General features: G+C 62.9%; 15 protein-coding genes. 11 read left to right on the forward strand and 4 right to left on the reverse strand.

The genetic code is table 11. The features are described 5' to 3' along the window. Positions 1-16: 16 nt before the first annotated feature. The 9 genes from AC4LGL_RS06730 to AC4LGL_RS06770 all read left to right on the forward strand — a co-directional run bounded on the left by AC4LGL_RS06730 (position 17) and on the right by AC4LGL_RS06770 (position 10,254). Positions 17-1,156, forward strand: a complete 1,140-nt coding sequence (locus AC4LGL_RS06730; RefSeq protein ID WP_491839286.1) for a virulence factor Mce family protein — start codon at positions 17-19, stop codon at positions 1,154-1,156. A 1-nt stretch (position 1,157) separates the two neighbouring features. Beyond that, positions 1,158-2,618: an MCE family protein gene (locus AC4LGL_RS06735; RefSeq protein WP_077743342.1), complete on the forward strand. Its 1,461-nt coding sequence runs from the start codon at positions 1,158-1,160 to the stop codon at positions 2,616-2,618. Then, positions 2,582-3,175, forward strand: a complete 594-nt coding sequence (locus AC4LGL_RS06740; RefSeq protein WP_077743343.1) for an Rv1363c family protein — start codon at positions 2,582-2,584, stop codon at positions 3,173-3,175. The genes AC4LGL_RS06735 and AC4LGL_RS06740 overlap by 37 nt, the downstream gene beginning before the upstream one ends. Beyond that, positions 3,172-3,831, forward strand: coding sequence for an Rv1363c family protein (locus AC4LGL_RS06745; protein ID WP_234815572.1), 660 nt, complete (start codon positions 3,172-3,174; stop codon positions 3,829-3,831). Before AC4LGL_RS06740 ends, AC4LGL_RS06745 begins: the two co-directional genes overlap by 4 nt. Next, positions 3,801-4,187: a DUF732 domain-containing protein gene (locus tag AC4LGL_RS06750; RefSeq protein ID WP_061263316.1), complete on the forward strand. Its 387-nt coding sequence runs from the start codon at positions 3,801-3,803 to the stop codon at positions 4,185-4,187. Before AC4LGL_RS06745 ends, AC4LGL_RS06750 begins: the two co-directional genes overlap by 31 nt. Continuing rightward, positions 4,184-4,678 carry a CAP domain-containing protein gene (locus tag AC4LGL_RS06755; protein ID WP_061263317.1) on the forward strand — a complete coding sequence of 165 codons (495 nt, stop codon included), beginning with the start codon at positions 4,184-4,186 and terminating at the stop codon, positions 4,676-4,678. Before AC4LGL_RS06750 ends, AC4LGL_RS06755 begins: the two co-directional genes overlap by 4 nt. Before the next feature lie 177 nt (positions 4,679-4,855). After that, positions 4,856-6,826: an acetate--CoA ligase gene (acs, locus tag AC4LGL_RS06760; protein ID WP_077743344.1), complete on the forward strand. Its 1,971-nt coding sequence runs from the start codon at positions 4,856-4,858 to the stop codon at positions 6,824-6,826. Positions 6,827-6,891: 65 nt separating this feature from the next. Then, positions 6,892-8,103: an acetyl-CoA C-acetyltransferase gene (locus AC4LGL_RS06765; protein ID WP_077743345.1), complete on the forward strand. Its 1,212-nt coding sequence runs from the start codon at positions 6,892-6,894 to the stop codon at positions 8,101-8,103. A gap of 15 nt (positions 8,104-8,118) precedes the next feature. Beyond that, positions 8,119-10,254 (forward strand): 3-hydroxyacyl-CoA dehydrogenase NAD-binding domain-containing protein, encoded by a 2,136-nt coding sequence (locus AC4LGL_RS06770; protein WP_097925775.1) that lies wholly within the window; start codon positions 8,119-8,121, stop codon positions 10,252-10,254. 1,355 nt (positions 10,255-11,609) lie between these two features. Here the strand turns inward: AC4LGL_RS06770 and AC4LGL_RS06775 are convergent. Further along, a complete protein-coding gene (locus AC4LGL_RS06775; protein WP_077743346.1) occupies positions 11,610-12,074 on the reverse strand; it encodes a YbaB/EbfC family nucleoid-associated protein in 465 nt (154 codons plus the stop codon). A gap of 1,033 nt (positions 12,075-13,107) precedes the next feature. On the opposite strand from AC4LGL_RS06775, the gene AC4LGL_RS06780 reads away from it, so the two are divergent. Both AC4LGL_RS06780 and AC4LGL_RS06785 read left to right on the forward strand, forming a co-directional pair. Continuing rightward, the gene (locus tag AC4LGL_RS06780) at positions 13,108-14,094 is read left to right on the forward strand and encodes a hypothetical protein (RefSeq protein ID WP_491838060.1); all 987 of its coding nucleotides are present in this window, start codon (positions 13,108-13,110) and stop codon (positions 14,092-14,094) included. A 146-nt stretch (positions 14,095-14,240) separates the two neighbouring features. After that, positions 14,241-15,419, forward strand: coding sequence for a hypothetical protein (locus AC4LGL_RS06785; protein ID WP_133118289.1), 1,179 nt, complete (start codon positions 14,241-14,243; stop codon positions 15,417-15,419). 91 nt (positions 15,420-15,510) lie between these two features. Here AC4LGL_RS06785 and AC4LGL_RS06790 read toward each other — a convergent pair whose 3' ends face one another. From AC4LGL_RS06790 to AC4LGL_RS06800, 3 genes are all read right to left on the reverse strand, one after another. Then, a complete protein-coding gene (locus AC4LGL_RS06790) occupies positions 15,511-17,151 on the reverse strand; it encodes a hypothetical protein (RefSeq protein WP_077743350.1) in 1,641 nt (546 codons plus the stop codon). Positions 17,152-17,188: 37 nt separating this feature from the next. Next, positions 17,189-17,749 carry a hypothetical protein gene (locus AC4LGL_RS06795; protein WP_077743351.1) on the reverse strand — a complete coding sequence of 187 codons (561 nt, stop codon included), beginning with the start codon at positions 17,747-17,749 and terminating at the stop codon, positions 17,189-17,191. A 241-nt stretch (positions 17,750-17,990) separates the two neighbouring features. Beyond that, positions 17,991-18,977, reverse strand: a complete 987-nt coding sequence (locus AC4LGL_RS06800; protein ID WP_133118290.1) for a hypothetical protein — start codon at positions 18,975-18,977, stop codon at positions 17,991-17,993. Between the last annotated feature and the right edge of the window lie 794 nt (positions 18,978-19,771).

A 19,771-nucleotide genomic window follows, 5' to 3' on the forward strand; every position in this document is an offset into this window, starting at 1 on the left:
GTGGCCGACGACATCGATGACGATGATGAAGCGACTGGTCGCGGGCACGGTTGGCGCGGCAACCATCGCCCTCAGCGTCACCGGCTGCGGCAATTGGCGCGGCTTGAACTCGGTGTCGCTGCCCGGCACCGAAGGCGGCGGGCCGGGCGCCTTCGACATCCAGGTGCAGCTGCCTGACATCACCAATCTGCAGCCGAATTCGCGGGTTCGGGTCGCCGATGTCACCGTAGGCACCGTCACCAAGGTCGAACGTCAAGACTGGCACGCACTATTGACGCTGCGCCTCAACGGCGAAGTGAATCTTCCCGCCAACGCCACCGCCACTATCGGCCAAACCAGCCTGCTGGGCTCGTTGCACGTCGAACTGGCGCCGCCGGCGGGCGTCGCACCGCAGGGAAGGCTGCACCAGGGTTCGTTGATCCCGTTGGCCAACTCGGCTGCCTACCCGACCACCGAGCAGACACTGGCCGCGGTGTCGATGCTTCTCAATGGCGGCGGCCTGGGCCAGATGCAAGACATCACCACGGCGCTGAGCACTGCGCTGCGCGGACGTGAGGCCGATCTGAGAAACCTCATCAACCAGCTCGAGACGTTCGTCGCGAAAACCAACGAGCAGACCGGCGACATCATCGAGGCCACCGACAAACTCAACAGCCTGACAGGCAAATTCGCCGCCCAACAGCCCATCGTCGACAAGGCTGTACGCACCATTCCCGACGCTTTGCAGGTGCTCAAAGACCAGCGCGACCACCTGATCGCAGCACTGGATCAGCTCGGCAAGTTCAGTGCCCTGGCCGCTGACTCGACACGACAAACCAAGGAATCGCTGGTCCGAGAATTCAACAACCTCGGCCCGGTGCTGGAATCGCTGGCCAACGCGGGCCCCAACATGACGCGCTCGCTGTCGATCCTGACCACCTACCCATTCCCGAACGAAACCCTGGAGAAGTGGCTGCGCGGTGACTACGCCAACATGACTGCGATCGTGGACCTCACATTGAGTCGAATCGACGCCGGATTCTTCACCGGCACCCGCTGGGAAGGCAACCTGACCGAGCTCGAAATGCAATGGGGCCGCACCATCGGTCAGCTCCCAAGCCCCTATACCGCGGTCAATCCGCTTGTGGCGCCCTACCGCTGGGATCAGGGGCGTTGACATGATCCACCGCAGAACAAAAATTCAGTTAGCCATCTTCGCTGTGATCGCCGTGGTGTTCGGCACCGTCATGATCTTCGGATACATGAGGCTGCCGGCGCACCTGTTCGGCATCGGCCAGTACACGGTCACCCTTGAGCTGGACACCACCGGCGGGCTGTACCCCACGGGCAACGTCACCTACCGCGGCACCGAGGTCGGTCGTGTGAAATCGGTGGGCCTCAACGACAACGGCAGCGTACAAGCAGTTTTGACGCTGAGATCGGGCATCGACATCCCCTCGGACCTGCGCGCCGAAGTGCACAGCCAATCAGCGATCGGCGAACAGTACGTCGAGTTGTTGCCGCGCAACGCCGCAGCGCCACCACTGAAGGACGGCGATGTGATCGCCGCCAAAGACGCCTTTATCCCGCCTGACATCAACAGCCTGCTCAGTGCCGCCAACACCGGGTTGCAGGCGATCCCGCATGACAACCTCAAGACGGCGATCGACGAATCGTATGCCGCCGTAGGAGGTCTCGGACCAGAGATCTCCCGGCTGGTCCGGGGCTCGACCGCGCTAGCGTCCGATGCCAGGAAGAACCTGGACTCACTGACCACCTTGATCGACCACTGGCAGCCGGTCGCCGACTCGCAAACCCACACCGCCGATTCGATCGAGGCGTGGGCGGCGAACCTGGCCTCGGTCACCGATCAACTCAGGCAGCACAATGGCGATGTCGTCGGTCTCATCGAGCATGGAGCGCCGGCGGCCGCAGAGGCCCGCGATCTGCTGCAGCGGGTTCAGCCGACGCTGCCGATCCTGTTGGCCAACCTGGTCAGCCTCAACCAGGTGGCCCTGACCTATCAGCCAGATATCGAGCAACTGCTCGTTCTCTTACCCCAGGGCATCGCCCAACTACAGGGGCCCAACCTGGCCAACCGCGACAATAAAGACAAGGCCCACAAGGGCATCTATCTGGCCTTCAACACCAACATCAACCTGCCACCACCGTGCACCACCGGATTCCTACCGGCACAGCAACGCCGCCCCCCGTCCTTCCAGGACTACCCCGAGCGCCCAGCCGGCGATCTGTACTGCCGCACCCCCCAGGATTCAGTGTTCAACGTGCGCGGCGCCCGCAACCTGCCGTGTGAAACGGTGCCAGGCAAACGTGCGCCGACGGTGAAGCTCTGTGAGAGCGACGAGGATTTCGTGCCCCTCAATGACGGCTTCAACTGGAAGGGCGACCCCAACGCAACCTTGTCGGGACAGCCCATCCCCGATCGGGGACCCGGGCAGGGCCTGCCGGCTGCACCTGCTGAGGGCGAGCCGGTACCGATGGCGGTAGCCCGCTACGACCCGGCGACAGGCACCTATCTAGGACCAGACGGTCAGGTGTACACCCAGGCCGATTTGGCTGACAACGGATCAAAGGAGCAAACATGGCAGTCGATGCTGACCCCGCCAGCGATGAAGTAGCCGAGCCCACCGCCGACTACACCGGCAACGATCTCAAGGTCGACAACGGCTTTCGGTCCCGAGCCACACGTCGGGGCAGGGGAGTGCGTGGCACTCTGCTGGTGGGACTGCTCACCCTCGCCGTCATCGGTGGACTGACGGGCTGGCTCGGTTGGCACACCCACCGATCCGAGCAGACACAGCGGCTCAACGACATGTTCCTGCAGGCAGGTCGTCAGGGCGCGTTGAACCTGACCACCATGGACTTCGCACATGTCGAAGCTGACATTCAGCGTGTACTGGACGGGTCGGTCGGAACGTTCTACGACGACTTCGAGCAACGGGCACCGGCATTTGAGGAAGTGGTGAGGAAGACCCAGTCCAAGACGCAGGGAACGGTGACGGAAGCCGGAATTGAATCTGTGTCCGGCGATTCGGCCAGAGTGCTGGTCGCGGTGTCGGTGAAAACCTCGAATATCGCCGCAGCCGAACAGCGTCCGAGGTTGTGGCGGATGCGCATCGATGTCCAGAAAGTCGGCGACGTCGCGAAGGTGACGAATGTGGGGTTCGTGGCATGAGCACCCGCCTCAAGACCAAGGAAACATCCGAAGCCGACATCGATGCCGGCGGTGATCTCCTAGAACACGCGCGGATGGAACTCCCCGACGAAACCCGTGGCGACGCCGACGAGCCTGCAGTCGAAGCGGCCTCGGAACCAGCTGCGGCCGAGGAACATCCCACGAGCACATCTCGACGATCGGTCATGTGGTTGACCTACGGAATCATTCCGGTCCTCATCGTCGGCCTGGCCGCATGCGCGGGTTATCTGCTGTGGAAAGACAGTTCGCTGCGCGCCGCCCAGGCTGCCAGCGTCAGTGCTGTGCCCGCCGCTACCGACAGCACGATCAAGATGTTGTCTTACAAACCCGACACCGTTCAGAAGGATCTGGAGGCAGCACGCGAAGGACTCACCGGGGCGTTCAAGGATTCCTACAACGCGCTGACCCACGACGTCGTGATACCGGGCGCCCAGCAGAAGCAGATATCCGCAGTGGCGACAGTGCCTGCAGCCTCGGTGGTTTCGGCGACCGCCAAGCGCGCGGTGGTCATGGTCTTCGTGAACCAAACGACGATCGTGGGCGCAGATCCGCCGACCGCGACAGCCTCGACTGTCAGGGTGACGATGGACAAAGTGGGTGACCGATGGCTCGTTTCCGATTTCACCCCGATCTGAACCGGTCAACGGCGCTCGTATTGATCGCCGCTGCGATGGGCACGGCGACAGCGACAACGGCAGTGCCACGTGCCGCCGCAGATGATTTCGTGTACTTGGTCAACGTCACCGTGCGCCCCGGCTACAACTTCGCCGGCCCTGACGCCGCCCTGGCCTATGGGCACGACATCTGTTCGGAAGTGGCAGCTGGAATTGCCTACCGCCAACTCATCGGCGACATCGATCGTGACTTCAACACCAACGACGAATTCCACGCGTCCTATCTGGTAACGCAAGCCGTCAACGAGCTGTGCCCCGAATTGATCTGGCAGCTGCGGAATTCGGCAGCCGGCTATCGACCCGGCGAGGTGAAATGACAATCAATGCCCGGCGGCTAGCCATCCTGGCCCAGTGCGGCGTGCTCACCGTGACCGCATTGCTGCATGCACCCGGTGCCGCAGCAGACAACCGACGCCTCAACAGCAGTGTTGTCGCCAACGTCTACACCGTCCAACGCCAAGCTGGCTGCGCCAACAACATCACCGTAGATCCGCGCCTGCTGGAAGCCGCCCACTGGCACACCCTCGACGTCCTCAACAACAGATCCCTCGACGGTGACACCGGGTCGGACGGGTCGACACCACAAGTTCGGGCATCTAACGCGGGATTTCGTGGACGAGTGGCCCAAACCATCGCCATCAACCCGGCGTTGGCGATCAACAACCTCGACGTGATCAATCAGTGGTATCACCGGCCCGACTATCTGGCGATCATGCAGGATTGCGGCTTCACGAGAATCGGAGTCTGGTCGGAGAACAGCCTCGATCGCTCGGTGCTCGTCGCGGTCTATGGCAGCCCCGATCCCTGACGACATCAACACCTCCCGTTCGGGGAATCAATCCCCGGGTCGGAGGAGTGAATTCCCCCCAGCGGTGGGTGTTTCCGGCGGCGCAAGCCAGCACCATGTCACGCGTGCCGGTTGATACGCCGCCGGGCTCGATGACGCATGACGCCGGCCGCCACGATGAAGTAGAGGTGACACGCAATGGATTCACCCTCGATCCGCTCGGGCAACGTGTCTGAGGAGCAGTCGAGTTTTGCACCGCCTGCCGATTTCGCGGCCAACGCCAACGCGACGGGCGAGTTGTACGCCGAGGCCGAGGCCGACCGGCTGGCGTTCTGGGCCGCCCAGGCCAACCGGCTGAGCTGGCAGACCCCGTTCAACGAGGTGCTCGACTGGTCGGAGGCTCCGTTCGCGAAGTGGTTCGTGGGCGGCAAGCTCAACGTGGCCTACAACTGCGTGGACCGTCACGTCGAGGCAGGCAACGGCGACCGGGTCGCGATCCACTGGGAGGGTGAGCCCGTCGGCGACGCCCGCGACATCACTTACGCCCAGCTCAAGGACGAGGTCAGCAAGGCCGCCAACGCGCTGACCGCACTCGGACTGACCGCCGGCGACCGCGTCGCCATCTACATGCCGATGGTGCCCGAGGCGATCGTGGCGATGCTGGCGTGCGCCCGGCTCGGCGCCATGCACAGTGTTGTCTTCGCGGGGTTCTCGGCCAGTGCGCTCAAGGCGCGCGTCGAGGACGCCGAGGCCAAGCTCGTCATCACCACCGACGGCCAGTACCGCCGCGGCAAGGCCGCCTCCCTCAAGGACGCGGTCGACGAAGCTGTCGCGGATCAGCCGTCGGTCGAGCACGTCCTGGTGGTGCGGCGCACCGGGATCGACGTGAACTGGACCGACGGCCGCGACCTGTGGTGGCACGAGACCGTCGACGAGGCGTCGACCGACCACACCCCGGAAGCGTTCGACTCCGAGCAGCCGCTGTTCCTGCTGTACACCTCGGGCACCACCGGCAAGCCCAAGGGCATCGTGCACACCTCGGGTGGCTACCTCACCCAGGCGGCGTACACGCACTACAACGTCTTCGACCTCAAACCCGAGACCGACGTGTACTGGTGCACCGCCGACATCGGCTGGGTGACCGGGCACACCTACATCACCTACGGGCCGCTGGCCAACGGCGCCACCCAGGTGGTGTACGAGGGCACTCCCACCTCGCCGACCGAGCACCGCCACTTCGAGATCATCGAAAAGTACGGCGTCACAATCTATTACACCGCGCCCACGCTGATCCGCACGTTCATGAAGCTGGGACGGCAGATCCCGGCCGAGCACAATCTGTCGAGCCTGCGGCTGCTGGGTTCGGTGGGCGAGCCGATCAACCCCGAGGCCTGGCGCTGGTACCGGGAAGTCATCGGCGCCAACAAGACCCCGATCGTGGACACCTGGTGGCAGACCGAGACCGGGGCGATCATGATCTCCCCGCTGCCTGGTGTCACCGCGGCCAAGCCCGGCTCGGCGATGACCCCGCTGCCCGGCATCTCGGCCAAGATCGTCGACGACGCCGGCAACGAGCTGGTTCCCGGCGCCGACGAAGCCGAACATGTCACCGGCTACCTGGTGCTGGACCAGCCGTGGCCGGCGATGCTGCGCGGCATCTGGGGCGACCCGCAGCGGTTCACCGACACCTACTGGTCGCGCTTCGCCGAGCAGGGCTGGTACTTCGCCGGCGACGGCGCCCGCTACGACTCGGACGGCAACATCTGGGTGCTGGGCCGCATCGACGATGTCATGAACATCTCGGGCCACCGCATCTCGACCGCCGAGGTGGAGTCGGCCCTCGTCGGGCACTCCGGGGTGGCCGAGGCCGCCGTGGTCGGCGCCAGCGACGACACCACCGGCCAGGCCATCTGCGCGTTCGTGATCCTCACGGCGTCCGCGCACGGCGGGGCCGACACCATGATCGAGGAACTGCGGGCCCAGGTGGCCACCGAGATCTCCCCGATCGCCAAGCCGCGCGAGATCCACGTGGTGCCCGAGCTGCCCAAGACCCGCAGCGGCAAGATCATGCGCCGGTTGCTGCGCGACGTGGCCGAGGGCCGCGAGCTCGGTGACACCTCGACCCTGGTCGACCCCAGCGTGTTCGAGGCGATCCGCGCCAGCAAGTAAGAGGCCGCTAACCGGAATGTCTTTCACGATCTGCAAGTACCAACGCCACATGGCAGGGAGCTGATATGTCTGAAGAAGCGTTCATCTACGAGGCGATTCGCACTCCGCGCGGGAAACAGCGTGGTGGGTCTCTTACCGAGATTCGCCCGGTTGCGTTGGTGGTCGGGCTCATCGAGGAGCTGCGCGCCCGGTTCCCGGGCCTGGACGAGACGCTGATCAGCGATGTCCTGCTCGGTGTGGTGACACCGATCCGCGAGCAAGGCGGCGACATCGCCCGCACTGTCGCTATTGCGGCAGGCATGCCGGACACGACCGGCGGGGTCCAGCTGAACCGGTTTTGTGGGTCGGGTCTTGAGGCGGTCAACATGGCTGCGCAGAAGGTGCGTTCGGGCTGGGACGACCTGGTGCTGGCCGGTGGTGTTGAGTCGATGAGCCGCATCACGATGCTTTCCGACGGTGGCGCCATGTTCAACGACGTCGCTTTTACCTACGACCACCGCATTGCCCCGCAGGGCATCGGCGCCGACCTGATCGCCACCATCGAGGGCTTCTCCCGCGACGACGTCGACGCCTACGCTGCACGCTCGCAGGAGCGCGCGGCGGCGGCCTGGTCCGGCGGCTACTTCGCCAAGTCGGTCGTCCCGGTCAAGGACCAGAACGGCCTCGTCGTCCTGGACCACGACGAGCACATGCGCCCCGGCACCACCGCGGCTGACCTCGGCAAGCTCAAGTCCGCGTTCGAGGGCCTCGGCGCGATGGGCGGCTTCGACGACGTGGCGCTGCAGCGCTACCACTACGTCGAGAAGATCAACCACGTTCACACCGGTGGAAACAGCTCGGGCATAGTTGACGGCGCCGCGCTGGTGTTAATCGGCTCGGAGAAGGCGGGCGTCTCTCAAGGCTTGACGCCGCGGGCGCGCGTGGTGGCGACGGCTACCAGCGGCGCCGACGCGACGATCATGCTGACTGGACCGCAGCCAGCGACCCGAAAAGTGCTGGATCGTGCCGGCCTGACGGTCGATGACATCGACCTGTTCGAGCTCAACGAGGCCTTTGCCTCCGTCGTCCTGAAGTTCCAGAAGGACCTCAACATCCCGGACGAGAAGCTCAACGTCAACGGTGGCGCCATCGCGATGGGTCACCCGCTGGGCGCCACCGGCGCCATGATCACCGGAACCATGGTCGACGAGCTCGAGCGTCGTGGCGCTCGACGTGCCCTGATCACGCTGTGTATCGGCGGCGGCATGGGCGTGGCCACCATCATCGAGCGCGTCTAGGGAGAGCGAAAAACATTGGCTGAGAACACCATTCAGTGGGACAAAGATGCCGACGGCATCGTCACCCTGACGCTGGACGACCCGACCGGTTCGGCCAACGTGATGAACGCCGATTTCCAGGAATCGATTCACCGCGCGGTACAACGCCTTGTTGCTGAGCAGGATTCGATCACCGGTGTGGTCATCACTAGCGCGAAGAAGACCTTCTTCGCCGGTGGCGACTTGAAATGGATGTTGAATCTGGGGCCAGGCGAAGCGGCGGAGGCGTTTGACACTGTGGAACGTGTCAAGGCTGATCTGCGCAAGCTGGAGACCCTGCCCAAGCCCGTCGTGGCCGCCATCAACGGTGCCGCGCTCGGCGGCGGCCTGGAGATCGCGCTGGCCACCAACCACCGCATCGCCGCCGACGTCAAGGGCAGCCAGATCGGTCTGCCCGAGGTCACCCTGGGCCTGCTGCCCGGTGGTGGCGGCGTGGCCCGCACCGTGCGCATGTTCGGTATCCAGAAGGCCTTCATGGAGGTCCTGAGCCAGGGCACGCGCTTCAACCCGGCCAAGGCGAAGGAGACCGGTCTGGTCGACGAGTTGGTCGGTTCGGTCGACGAGCTGGTTCCGGCCGCAAAGGCGTGGATCAAGGCCAACCCCGAGGCCCACACCCAGCCGTGGGACGTCAAGGGCTACAAGGTTCCTGGCAGTGAGGGGTTAGCAGCGATCTTGCCGTCGCTGGGGTCGAACCTGCGTAGCCAGCTCAAGGGTGCTCCGGTGCCCGCCCTTCGGGCGATCCTTGCTGCTGCTGTCGAGGGTGCGCAGGTCGACTTCGACACCGCCAGCCGTATCGAGAGCCGCTACTTCTCGGAGGTGGCTGCCGGCCAGACCGCCAAGAACATGATTCAGGCGTTCTTCCTGGACCTGCAGGCCATCAACGGTGGCGCGTCGCGCCCCGAGGGCATCGCCAAGCAGGAGATCAAGAAGATCGGTGTGCTGGGCGCGGGCATGATGGGCGCCGGTATCGCCTACGTGTCGGCCAAGGCCGGCTACGACGTCGTGCTCAAGGACGTCACGATGGAGGCTGCAGAAGGCGGCAAGGACTATTCGAGGAAGCTGGAAGCGAAGGCGATCGGCCGGGGCGCCAGCTCAGAAGAGCGTGCTGCTGAGTTGCTTTCCAGGATCACCCCGACCGCCGATCCGCAGGATCTCAAGGGCGTCGACTTCGTGATCGAGGCCGTGTTCGAGAACCAGGAACTCAAGCACAAGGTGTTCCAGGAGATCGAGGACATCGTCGAGCCCAACGCGCTGCTCGGCTCGAACACCTCCACGCTGCCGATCACCGGTCTGGCGACCGGCGTGAAGCGCCAGGAGGACTTCATCGGCATCCACTTCTTCTCACCCGTCGACAAGATGCCGCTGGTGGAGATCATCAAGGGCGAGAAGACCTCCGACGAGGCCCTGGCCCGGGTGTTCGACTACACCCTGGCCATCCGCAAGACCCCGATCGTGGTCAACGACAGCCGCGGCTTCTTCACCTCGCGTGTCATCATGACTTTCGTACGGGAAGCCATGGCAATTCTCGCCGAGGGCGTGGCGCCCGCGTCGATCGAGCAGGCGGGTTCGCAGGCCGGATATCCCGCACCTCCGCTGCAACTGCTCGACGAGCTCAACCTGGAACTGCTGCAGAAGGTTTCGGTTGAGACCCGCAAAGCCACCGAAGACAACGGCGATACGTACGTCGCGCACCCCGGTGAAGCCGTGGTGGAGAAGATGATCGAGATCGGTCGCCCGTCGCGTCTGAAGGGTGCCGGCTTCTACGAGTACGTCGACGGCAAGCGGACGCAGCTGTGGCCCGGACTGAAGGAGACGTTCAACTCCGGAAGCACCTCGATCCCGCTGCAGGACATGATCGACCGCATGCTGTTCGCCGAAGCGCTGGAGACCCAGAAGTGCATCGACGAGGGCGTGCTCACCTCGACCGCTGATGCGAACATCGGCTCGATCATGGGCATCGGCTTCCCGCCGTACACCGGTGGCTCGGCCCAGTTCATCGTCGGCTACCAGGGCGAGCTCGGCGTCGGCAAGGCGGCCTTCGTGGCCCGTGCCAAGGAACTGGCCGCCCGCTACGGTGACCGCTTCCTGCCCCCAGCCTCACTAAGCGAATAGCTCATTCGACGGTCCGCGGACCGTGCTGACCACAGTGGTTGGCACGGAGTCGCCGACCACTGTTGGCGCGGCGCTTTCGGCAAACCGGTATGAGCTGAGAGCCCCGTGCCGTCCGAGTGCGTCTGGGGGTGCCCGCCCAGTCGTTTTCGAGTTGACGGGTGGATGAACCTGAGTGGTGCTGCGGAGCGCATTTACCGGTGCATTCGGTATGCGCGCCGGCCACCGCAACCCCGTTGGGGGAAGCAATTCCCCCTGGTGATAGGCGCACCGATGCCGCCTTTCGCGCACCCTAAATCTGAGCACGTCAACCCTCGCCGAGGGGGTGCGTCACCTTCGGATTCAAGGAGGCTCAGATGTGGGCAGTGGAGCGAAGCGACAGCAGTCATCGTTCAGAGTGGGCCACCGGCCGCGACGCCAAGCACTACATCAGATGTCTGGGAGTGGTCAGTCCGGTCGCGCCGTACACCTTTGATGTTCGCCTTTCGTCAGGTGAGCACATTGTCGCTTCGATGATCAGGAATTGAAAATGACTGAGTCCCTCGATGGCAGCGACGACCAGCCTCGTTGCCGCGCGAACGCGACGACCTGGGAGAGCACGCATGGAATGCGGGACGCCACGGATCAAACGAACTGCCGCGGGAGGCGAGGTGTTGGCGGGGTCAGTGGACCGGCGCCCGTCGGCCGGTCACCGTCGACAGGTGGTGCGTCAGCCGGCGGGCACCCCGCGGTGACTAACTTGAAGCGGACACTGATGTGAACCGGGCGCAGGAGGTTTCGCTTGCATGGGATTTGCTGGAGTTAGCGACGCAATACGTTAGCCCCGACACACGCGCGTGGTTGTGCGCACATATCGGTGCAGGGGAGCTGGACACTGCCATTCGAAGAGTACTGTCATGCCTTGCAAGCCATAAGGCTCACGTGCCGCAGAATGTCGTTGCCGATCTGCAGAATTGGCTCGCAGGCTACAAGGGCGGCGCACGCGAAAACATGCTGCGCGTGCTTATCGCCCAGCTCAGGGTGTCGGCGCCCACCACCCAGTGCCAGTGCGTGAATAGCCACTCCCGTTCACGGTTGATTGTGGTGCGAGCGCTGACTCGCCCAACCCGCATGATGTAGTCGGTGACCCGTGTCGTCGCAATGGCTTTCGCGCTGTGGAGGACCGCTGCCCACGGGCGTTGACGGGCCCGGCCGGTTCGTTGGAAACAGTACTTTTCTCTGTAGTGGTCTCGCGACGTCGTGTGGGGTTTTGGTAGGCAACCGGATCGGTGGGTTGGCTGTCCAACTGGACTTGGCTGCCGTGGATACGTGGCGACGAACCAGTGCCGACGGCGCACTCATCCAACGTGGGCCTGGTGTTAGGAGTCGTCTGCTCGCCAAGGACGCCGAAAAAGGTCTTGGCTGAAGCCAGGATCGCTCGATGGCGGCCGGGTGAAATGCGGCAGTGCCTCAGCTGTGACGTTGCGTAGGGTCGTCGCGGTGAAGGCATCGGTGCCTTCGAGGTCCTCGAGTAGCCGTTGTCGGTGTCGTTCCAGCGGCTCAAGCACTTCGGCCATCTGTGTTGCTGCGTTGAACGAGGCCTGCTGGGTGGCTGCGACGATGAGTCGGCTCAGTTGATCACAGTCCATGTATTGGGTGTCGTCGGCCAGGTCGATGTCGACGAGCTCGCCGGAGGCGGTGACCCACGCGCGCACAAGCCCGTTGTCGGATACGCCGTCGACGCGGCCGATGGCGTCGATGGCTTGTCGAGCTCGCCGGAACGCTTCGGCTTGACCTTCGCGGGGTGTCGAGGTCGAGGTCCGGGCCGAAAAGGTGGTCGTCACTCATTCGGGGAGCCGCTCCATAGCGCGTCGTGTCCATAGTGCAAGCACCCCGGCAGTGCCTCCCTAGTTGGCTGCACGAAGATGTAGCCGCTGCCATGTCGGGTTCTCATGGTCGGTCCCTTTTGGTAAATCCGTCGACTGTGCGGACGCATCGTTATCTCGATAATGGGTGACGCTCAGAGCTCCGGGGCCGCGTGGCGCTAGATCCATGCTCGGGGCTGGCCCCGCCCAATGCCCACACCGGTGCCATCGAGCATCGAAGACCAGTACGAGACCGAGCGTGACCTGGACTCGCTCGTCCAGGTCGCTCTTCAGCACGACCACGTACTACAGAAACTCTGACTCCAACGCGACTGGTGATCCGAACGTGCATCCCACCGATGCCGGAGACGCCCTTTGCTCCCCGGGGGCGACCTCGATTGTCCGGAGCGAAAGAACTTCAGTCACGGCACAGCTGAACTACCGCGCCATGCGCAGGCGCTCATAGCCCACCTGGCTATCAGAGGGATCGGCAGATAAGCGGGTGGTCCCACCTGATCGATCAGCCGGCCCTGTGCGCAAGGTGCCGCAGTATTCGCAACGCCCATCGAGGCCTGCCGAGGACGACGTTGTGGCTGCGGTCGCCACGCAAATGGTTGTCGAGATTGCGTACCGGTCAGTGCATCTCAGAGGCTAAAGTTCTCAACGGTCACGCGCGGGCCATCTCTAACAGGTGTTCGCTCAGAGGAGCTGTTGCCAAATGATTCTGTCAGACGCAGAACTGGTATTGGGTCTGTCAAGGCACCTTTCGGCCTACGCCAAGACCTCTGAACGCGCAGACCTAGACACCATCGAGTTCGCCGGTTGGATATACGATCTCGCGTTCAGGCTTCAGGGCAGCACCACAAACACGCCCGGTCGGGTGAGGGCGATGGGCCGTGACATCGGTCTGGGGCAGCGAGACCTGACAAGCGTCGTGGCGACAATGGAGCAGCTCGGCTGACTGATCGTCGATCGCGACGCCCAAGGGCGCCCGCTCGTGGTGACTGAGACAATGCCGGCCCCGGGCATTTTGATCGCCGAGTCAGACAACGTGTTGACCGCTTGTGATGCACAGCCGCATGACTACGCGGCCTTGTCCTTGCTGCGCGCGACCACTCTGCAACCGCTCGTCATCGAAGATGCACTGGCTGCAGCAAAAACCGCCCCAGGTGCCAGCGACGAAACCGCTGAGGATGCGGTTCGCACCCTGATCGCGGTGGGGCTGGTGCGCCGCGTCCGCACTGAGGACGGGCGAGACGTTGTCTATAACCCAAATGTCTGGGCCCAGGGTGACCAGATCGCGCAGGCCGCATTGGCCGCCGCGGATGCTCGTTCGACCGTCGAACTGCGGGGGTTACTCGAAGAGCTTGCGGAGAACCCAGGTTTGCCCGAGGCGCATGTGACATCCACCGAGCCAAAGTGGATCAATTTCGCGATCGCACAGGGGTTGGTCCAGCGGTCCTTCATTCAGACATCAGAGGGCATCGAACAGGGATTCCTCTTTACTCCCCATCTGGGACGCGACCCGTTCGGTGGAACTGCCGGCGACGCGTCCGGGCAAGTCAGGCAACTAGTCGGTTCGATGATCTATGCAGCGACTTTCGCGGAGTACCGGTTGCAGAACCCGGCCCTGTTCTTGCGACGCCTGATCGAGAACGGTGTAGCAGGCGACGTCACCTCGATCGGCACCGACTATCCCATGCTGGAAAAGGCTGGCATCGTCAAGGTTATCCAGGGTTCGAGCGCACAGCGATATCGATTGGAGCTTTTGCGTTCCGACGTCGCTGAGTCGGCACTATCGATGCTCAGCATCCGTGACGCGGCCACAAGTGGCGGCCATGATGCCGCAGCCCTTCGGGCTCAGCGCTCGTACGTGCATGTTGAACGTGAACGCGCGCGTCTGGGACTGACGACTGACGTCGACGAGGTCGAACAACAACGGCTGCTTTCGGCACTCCGGGAAGTACCTGTGGCGCGGACACTGAGGAGCCAAAAGTGACATCGTCGGACGAAACCGGCCAACCCCATCGCTCAGGGCGTCGACAGGGCACGACCAGCAGGACATACCGGCGCTCGGAGAAGACGCCACCGGGCACCCGGCCGAGCGACACCGCCGGCGGGGACCTCGAACGACGGATAGCTCGATTGGAGTTCGCTGAGGGCGCGTTCGTGCGACTGCGTGTTCCGTTGCCCGCCGACACTGACGACTCTGCGCGCAGTGTGCTCACCGATATCGATGTCCTGTCGATCGATGTCGACAATAGGCTGCGTGTCGAGACATCAAGTTATGAGTCGAAAGGAGGCGCGGGCCAAAAAGGCGAGCCCTATACGTTGGTCTGGCTCGCGGGATTTCGGCAACTCCTGCGTCTCGATCGCGTCGCGATCATGCGCCAAACAATAAGCGTTCGCGGCCGAAACCTCGCGCGTCAATTGGGAATCACTGCGATCGACGTAGAAGCGCTGACCCACCGTGAACAAGGCCACGCGTGGATACCCGAGCGCTTCGCTCACGTCGACGGAGAGCACTGCACTATCGCTGAGACGCGCACAGATGTTCAGCTCAAAGGACTTCCGGACGTCCCACTGGATTTAACGCGATTCTTGCGGGGCCATGGAGTCCTGTCCGACGCTCCGGCATTGCTGTCAGCAGTGGCACAACTCGGACGGGCATCCGAACTGCAAGGCGTTCTACCCGAACCCGCTTCTCAGGTGCTGGCCGGTCACGCGCTGCTCGCGCTGATCCTGGCAGCTACCAGAGATGCCGGCCAAATCGATTCGCTTGGGCAAACCGAATTGCGGGCGCGTCGAATACGGGCGCTGACGACCGGTGATGAAAACGACGTTTTCCTGTTGCCACTGCTGGAGCGGGCTGACTCGCTTGTCCGTTACTATCAAGAAAAAACACACCGCGCCTACACGGCTGCTGGTGCTGACGCGATACGCATCGATGTCCCGTCTCTACGCGACGCGATAGCCCAGCCGCCACCGTACATCGATGATTACATGGATTTCGTGGCCCGCCTTCGCGCGAACCCAGTGGTGGCCCGTGAACTTCTCCAGACCGCCGAATTGGCCTGTTTTGAAGCAATCCTGGGCGGATCGGCATGGAAGGCGCCAGCGTTCGCGCATCTGTTCACCGCCGAACACCGAGGCCTACTGCTGGTAAGCCTGCGCTGCCTACGTCAGGTTGGAGGTGAGCAAGTCGCGCTACCGCTTGAACGCCTTGTGGACTTACCCTTTCATGCCGGGCTGGGTCAGTTGGCCGATCGACATTCGGCGATGCAGCCTTCAGACGAATCCACAGGCGAGGGCGCTGCGGGCTAAGGCAACGAACCTGAAATGTTTCCCGGCGAGCATGGTCGCTCGGCGATAGTGACGGGATCGTCGACGAGTGACCGAAGCGCCTTTGGAGAAGTCAACCGCCCACTTTGGGGAGGTTGGCTACCGTTGCCCGCCACTGCCCCGAACTTGCTGGTGGCGTGGGGGAGTTCAGCAGTGTCTTGTCCACATCCCGCGGCCGTAGCAGGGTTGTCAGGCCAGTGATGTCGGCGGTGTTGCTGAGTCGGTGCCGAAACCGGCGGGAGTCCTCCAGAAAAGTTGCGAGGATGTCGATTTCGTCGGTCGACATCCCGGTGTGGTCGATGAATTCTTGCCGGAATTTCAGGTATTCGATGAACTCGCTCATGTCGCGCAGCGTGTGAGCCAGCAACATCAGGTCGGTTGCGCGCAGGATCGCGAATCCGGGCCGGCCCTTGCGTGCCTGGTGCAGCACGGCTGAGTTCCATATGCCGCCGCCGTAGTCGTGGAGCACGACAGCGAACCCGAGGTATGTGCTGATTCCGGTGGTGTCGACGGTGTGGCCGTTGGACACCAGGGTCCCCTCGTGGTTGGCGAGGTTGTCGATGACTGTATCGAGTTGTTCGATCGTCTCGGTGATTTGGTCGTTGAACCGCTTGCCATTCATGAGGACCTGCCCGGGTGCCGCTTTCGACTTCACTTCCCCGAGCAGCAGGACCGGGCCATGGGCGATCGCGAAATCGGTTTCCCCAACTTGTTTTCCGGCGCGGTTGTAGACGTGCATCCGGTCGGGAAAGAGCCTGGTCGATGTCGTGAAAAGCCGGGCTAGCGTGTCTCGGCAGACGAGCTCGAACAGCTCGGAGGTGTCGACATTGTTCCCGTGTGTTCGGCGCAGGGCATCAAAGATCGCCACGTGGTAGGACTCGAAGATGTGCTGTAGCGCGGCCGGGATGATCACCCCGTCGACGTCGATGAACGGGTGCACCTCGATATCGCGTTTGACCATGATGTCGTCGAACGGCTTTTCGGCTTGCGATCCACACGGATACGAGCACAGTTGGGCAACGGCACGCGCGGCCGGTGAGAGGGGCACGGCGCCGCAATTGCCGTCCCACCAGTGGGCTTGTTGGGCGGTGGTGTCGACGTAGTCGGCCAACTCGTTGACCGCTTGTTGTGGCAGAACGCCATTGGGTGTGTGTCGGGCGATCAGTTGTGCCAGTTCGCGCGATGCCCACCAGAAACTGGCGCGCGATGGGAGGAGGCGAGCGGAGAGCGCCTCAATCATGACGGTAAGGGAGCCGGATTCGTCGGGCACTTCCATCAGGTCGGACAGCAATGATGTTGCCCGCCATTGGGCGTAGCAACGCAAGTATCGCGCCAAGTACCCGCCGGGTGCTGCGGTCCCAGCCCCGGCTGCGCCTGCCGCCCAAATCGGCTGGCCCAGTCCGCCCGCCCGCAAATCCTCGCCCCAGCTAGCGGCGCTCACGAGGTCGTCGAAGATGCCAAATGCTCCCACGGTGCGAGGGTTGACCTTGCCAAGCGCGTCGCCGGCTTGCTTGCTGGTGTAGTTGAGCTCGGTGTCGAGGGCGATCAGCAGTGAGGGATCAAAGTTTCGGCGCTCAATGCGCTCGCCCGTGAGCGCAGCGGCCCAGATGTGGTCGCGGTAATCGACCCATTCGAGGGTCTGTTGTCCCGCCGCGGTGGCGAGGAATTCCGGTCGTAGATTCCGGGCGAAGAACGCCCGGTCATAGTCCATCATTGCGTGTCCCTATTCCGGTGCTGACTAGCGGCGTGGTTCAGCGGAGTTTGCCTTCCGAGGTGAGCCCTGGGACGACACAGGCGAGCAGTTCACCTGCCCTCATGTGGTCGACAATCGCTTGTGCGGACACGTCTTGGTTGAAGAAGTTGCCGATGAACAGGCCCATTGCCCCGGTCTGGCCGTGGGCGAGTTGGTCATACCAGGGGCGGGGGCATAAGAGCTCGGTGAACAACAGTTTGCGTGCGGCGTGTGTTCGCGGATGCTTGCCAGCGAGAATAGCGACCTGCCACGGCCACAGGAAATAGCTCCAGCCTGGCGGGGCGAGGGCGAGGGCCGTTCCATCGATGAGGTCCCGGCGTCGCGGGATACCCAAGTTCTCGAACGCGCCGAGGGTCGCCAGTGCGCGGTGCTGGTCGGGGTCGTTGAGGTCGACGACTAGCACCGCCAACGAGTCCAATTCGGGTGGTAGCAGATGTGTTTGCAGCAGCGGTGTCGTCGGAAAGTCCACGACATCAGTCATGGCCTCGACGTGCCGCAATGCGGCCGGATCCCCTGCAAGTAGTGCCTGCAACCTCTTCGCCAGCTCACTGTAGGTCATTTCTCGCCCCCGATACGGTCGATGCAGCTCTCATCAAATATTTTCCTAGACAGGGCTTTTCGCTCCGGGTGACGAGATGCGGCGGCTTCTTGTCGCCAACACCATCCCTTCCTTCACTGACATTGCCCTGTCACAGGCCATCTGGGTCGGAAAAGCCTCATGTGAGAGTCGGTCCAAATTCATAGGTTTCGTCTTCCTTGGTTCCACATGGCGCCGCTGCCAACTTGCTCCGGAGCGGTCCTCAATCGGTCTCGTCCTCGCCATCGTCGGACATATCATCGAACAGGTCCTCCAGTCGCGGCGACTCCATTCCCCGTGACGCGTATGCCTGTTCCATCAGTTGTGGCACGGTTTTCCAGAATGCGCCGAGTCGTGCGGTGATCTCGTCGATGACGAGGCCAAAGTGTTGGATTCTGATGCCGAGGAGTTTGTGGTCCAACTCTGACGGTGGCACACGCAGGCGATACACCCTGAGTGTGGCGGCGCATACGCTGCGTAAGCCCACAGCGATGTCGCCGACAGCTTCGGCGTAGCGCACAGCGTTCATCTGTGCCGATTCCCGCCAAGTGAGTTCATACAGTTCGGTGATGTCTCGCGGCGACGCGTGGGCGAACCCGCATAACCGCCGATACGACCCTTCCGACACTTTCCTTTCGGCGAAACTGCTGAGCAACACCGCAACAGCGTCGGTGATACTGCCGAACGGGGGAGTCGCCGAAGGCAGCGACGTAGTGCTTTGCCAGTCGTTCAACAATCTGTTCGCCGCGCTGTAGAGGCCGTGCACCTGTGGTGCCTTGAGCGTGCGCTTGACCAACGACGGCTTATAGATGCTCAGCATCTTGGCGAGCCGCATCTCAGGAGTGTCGTCCGGATCGGAAAGATAGTGAGCGCTCGCGCTGTATTCAATTACCTGACGACTAAGAACAGCTGTTGGAACATGGACGGTGATGTCCTGCGTGAACACTCGCGACAACGCGATGAGCCCGTCGCGCACCCCTTCAAGGTAATACCTGATTAGTTGGTGCGAATATGACAGCGGCGCCGGGAAAATCAACGATGCGTAGGTTGAATCGATAGCAGCGGGATCGCCGTGAGGTTCATATGCACCCCATTGGACAAGATCGTTGATCAAGCCCGCGACACCCAGACAGGATTCGCGAATGTAGGCGTCGCTGATCGTCGTTAGCGCTGCTGGACTTTCAGCTTCAAGGTCGCTGGGTGCGCTCATTGCGCTCCTGACTTCGGTCTGAGTTATCTTCGGGCAAAGGTGATTCCATCAGATTTTGCCCATGAGCGGTCAAGTCAATATTCTTGGGGTTTCGTCGGTGAAGTCGAGGTGAATTCTCAGCTAGCCATCCCGATCGTTGTGGCGGTTCGTGCCGTCGTCCGTACACAACACAGCCGCCTGAAGTTGTGAGCTGACAGAGTGAGTCCCTGATCGCACGGACCGGTCGAGCCAAACTCGCAGACTTAGCCAGCGCCCCAACAGTATCCGAAGTTGTAGAGACCCGGCTCGCCTAATGATAGACACCGCGGCCAGCATGTCTGCGGAGCGTGAATTATGAAGCTCTTTCAGGCAAGTCCCAGTTCGCAAGCAACAAACAACTCGTGGTGGCAATGAAACATGTCGACGGTGCTGCACTCCCGGTTGCCCGCCGGGCGTGCCGCCTGGGAGGCTGGCCTCATAGACATTGCGTTGGCGGCGTGAGATTGGTGAGTTCGCTGGGGTCCCCTTCGTTGTCTTCGGAGTAGATGGTGCGCAGCAGGAACGCGGCAAACGGTGCTCTGATGGCTCGCAGAGGTCGGCTGGCGTGATCGGCACGAATCCGCGTGAGCAGCTCACGCCACAGATTCTGTCCGGTCTGTGTCCGCCGGGTTGTGGTGCGTGACAGGTAGTCGCCCCAGACCTGTTTCTATGCGAACTGCCGCCACAGGGCGCGTCAGTTGTTGAACAGGGAACGAAAGCCGCGTGGCATGCGAATGCGATTGGGGACCCACACAGCCCAGTTCAGCGGTGGCGGC

It is taken from the genome of Mycolicibacterium arcueilense (assembly GCF_058536225.1).

Bases quoted from the DNA above. Each gene is read 5' to 3' on its own strand.
- AC4LGL_RS06730 (WP_491839286.1), top strand. From the start codon at position 17: ATGACGATGATGAAGCGACTGGTCGCGGGCACGGTTGGCGCGGCAACC.
- AC4LGL_RS06735 (WP_077743342.1), top strand. From the start codon at position 1,158: ATGATCCACCGCAGAACAAAAATTCAGTTAGCCATCTTCGCTGTGATC.
- AC4LGL_RS06740 (WP_077743343.1), top strand. From the start codon at position 2,582: ATGGCAGTCGATGCTGACCCCGCCAGCGATGAAGTAGCCGAGCCCACC.
- AC4LGL_RS06745 (WP_234815572.1), top strand. From the start codon at position 3,172: ATGAGCACCCGCCTCAAGACCAAGGAAACATCCGAAGCCGACATCGAT.
- AC4LGL_RS06750 (WP_061263316.1), top strand. From the start codon at position 3,801: ATGGCTCGTTTCCGATTTCACCCCGATCTGAACCGGTCAACGGCGCTC.
- AC4LGL_RS06755 (WP_061263317.1), top strand. From the start codon at position 4,184: ATGACAATCAATGCCCGGCGGCTAGCCATCCTGGCCCAGTGCGGCGTG.
- acs (WP_077743344.1), top strand. From the start codon at position 4,856: ATGGATTCACCCTCGATCCGCTCGGGCAACGTGTCTGAGGAGCAGTCG.
- AC4LGL_RS06765 (WP_077743345.1), top strand. From the start codon at position 6,892: ATGTCTGAAGAAGCGTTCATCTACGAGGCGATTCGCACTCCGCGCGGG.
- AC4LGL_RS06780 (WP_491838060.1), top strand. From the start codon at position 13,108: ATGCCGGCCCCGGGCATTTTGATCGCCGAGTCAGACAACGTGTTGACC.
- AC4LGL_RS06790 (WP_077743350.1), bottom strand. From the start codon at position 17,151: ATGATGGACTATGACCGGGCGTTCTTCGCCCGGAATCTACGACCGGAA.
- AC4LGL_RS06795 (WP_077743351.1), bottom strand. From the start codon at position 17,749: ATGACCTACAGTGAGCTGGCGAAGAGGTTGCAGGCACTACTTGCAGGG.
- AC4LGL_RS06800 (WP_133118290.1), bottom strand. From the start codon at position 18,977: ATGAGCGCACCCAGCGACCTTGAAGCTGAAAGTCCAGCAGCGCTAACG.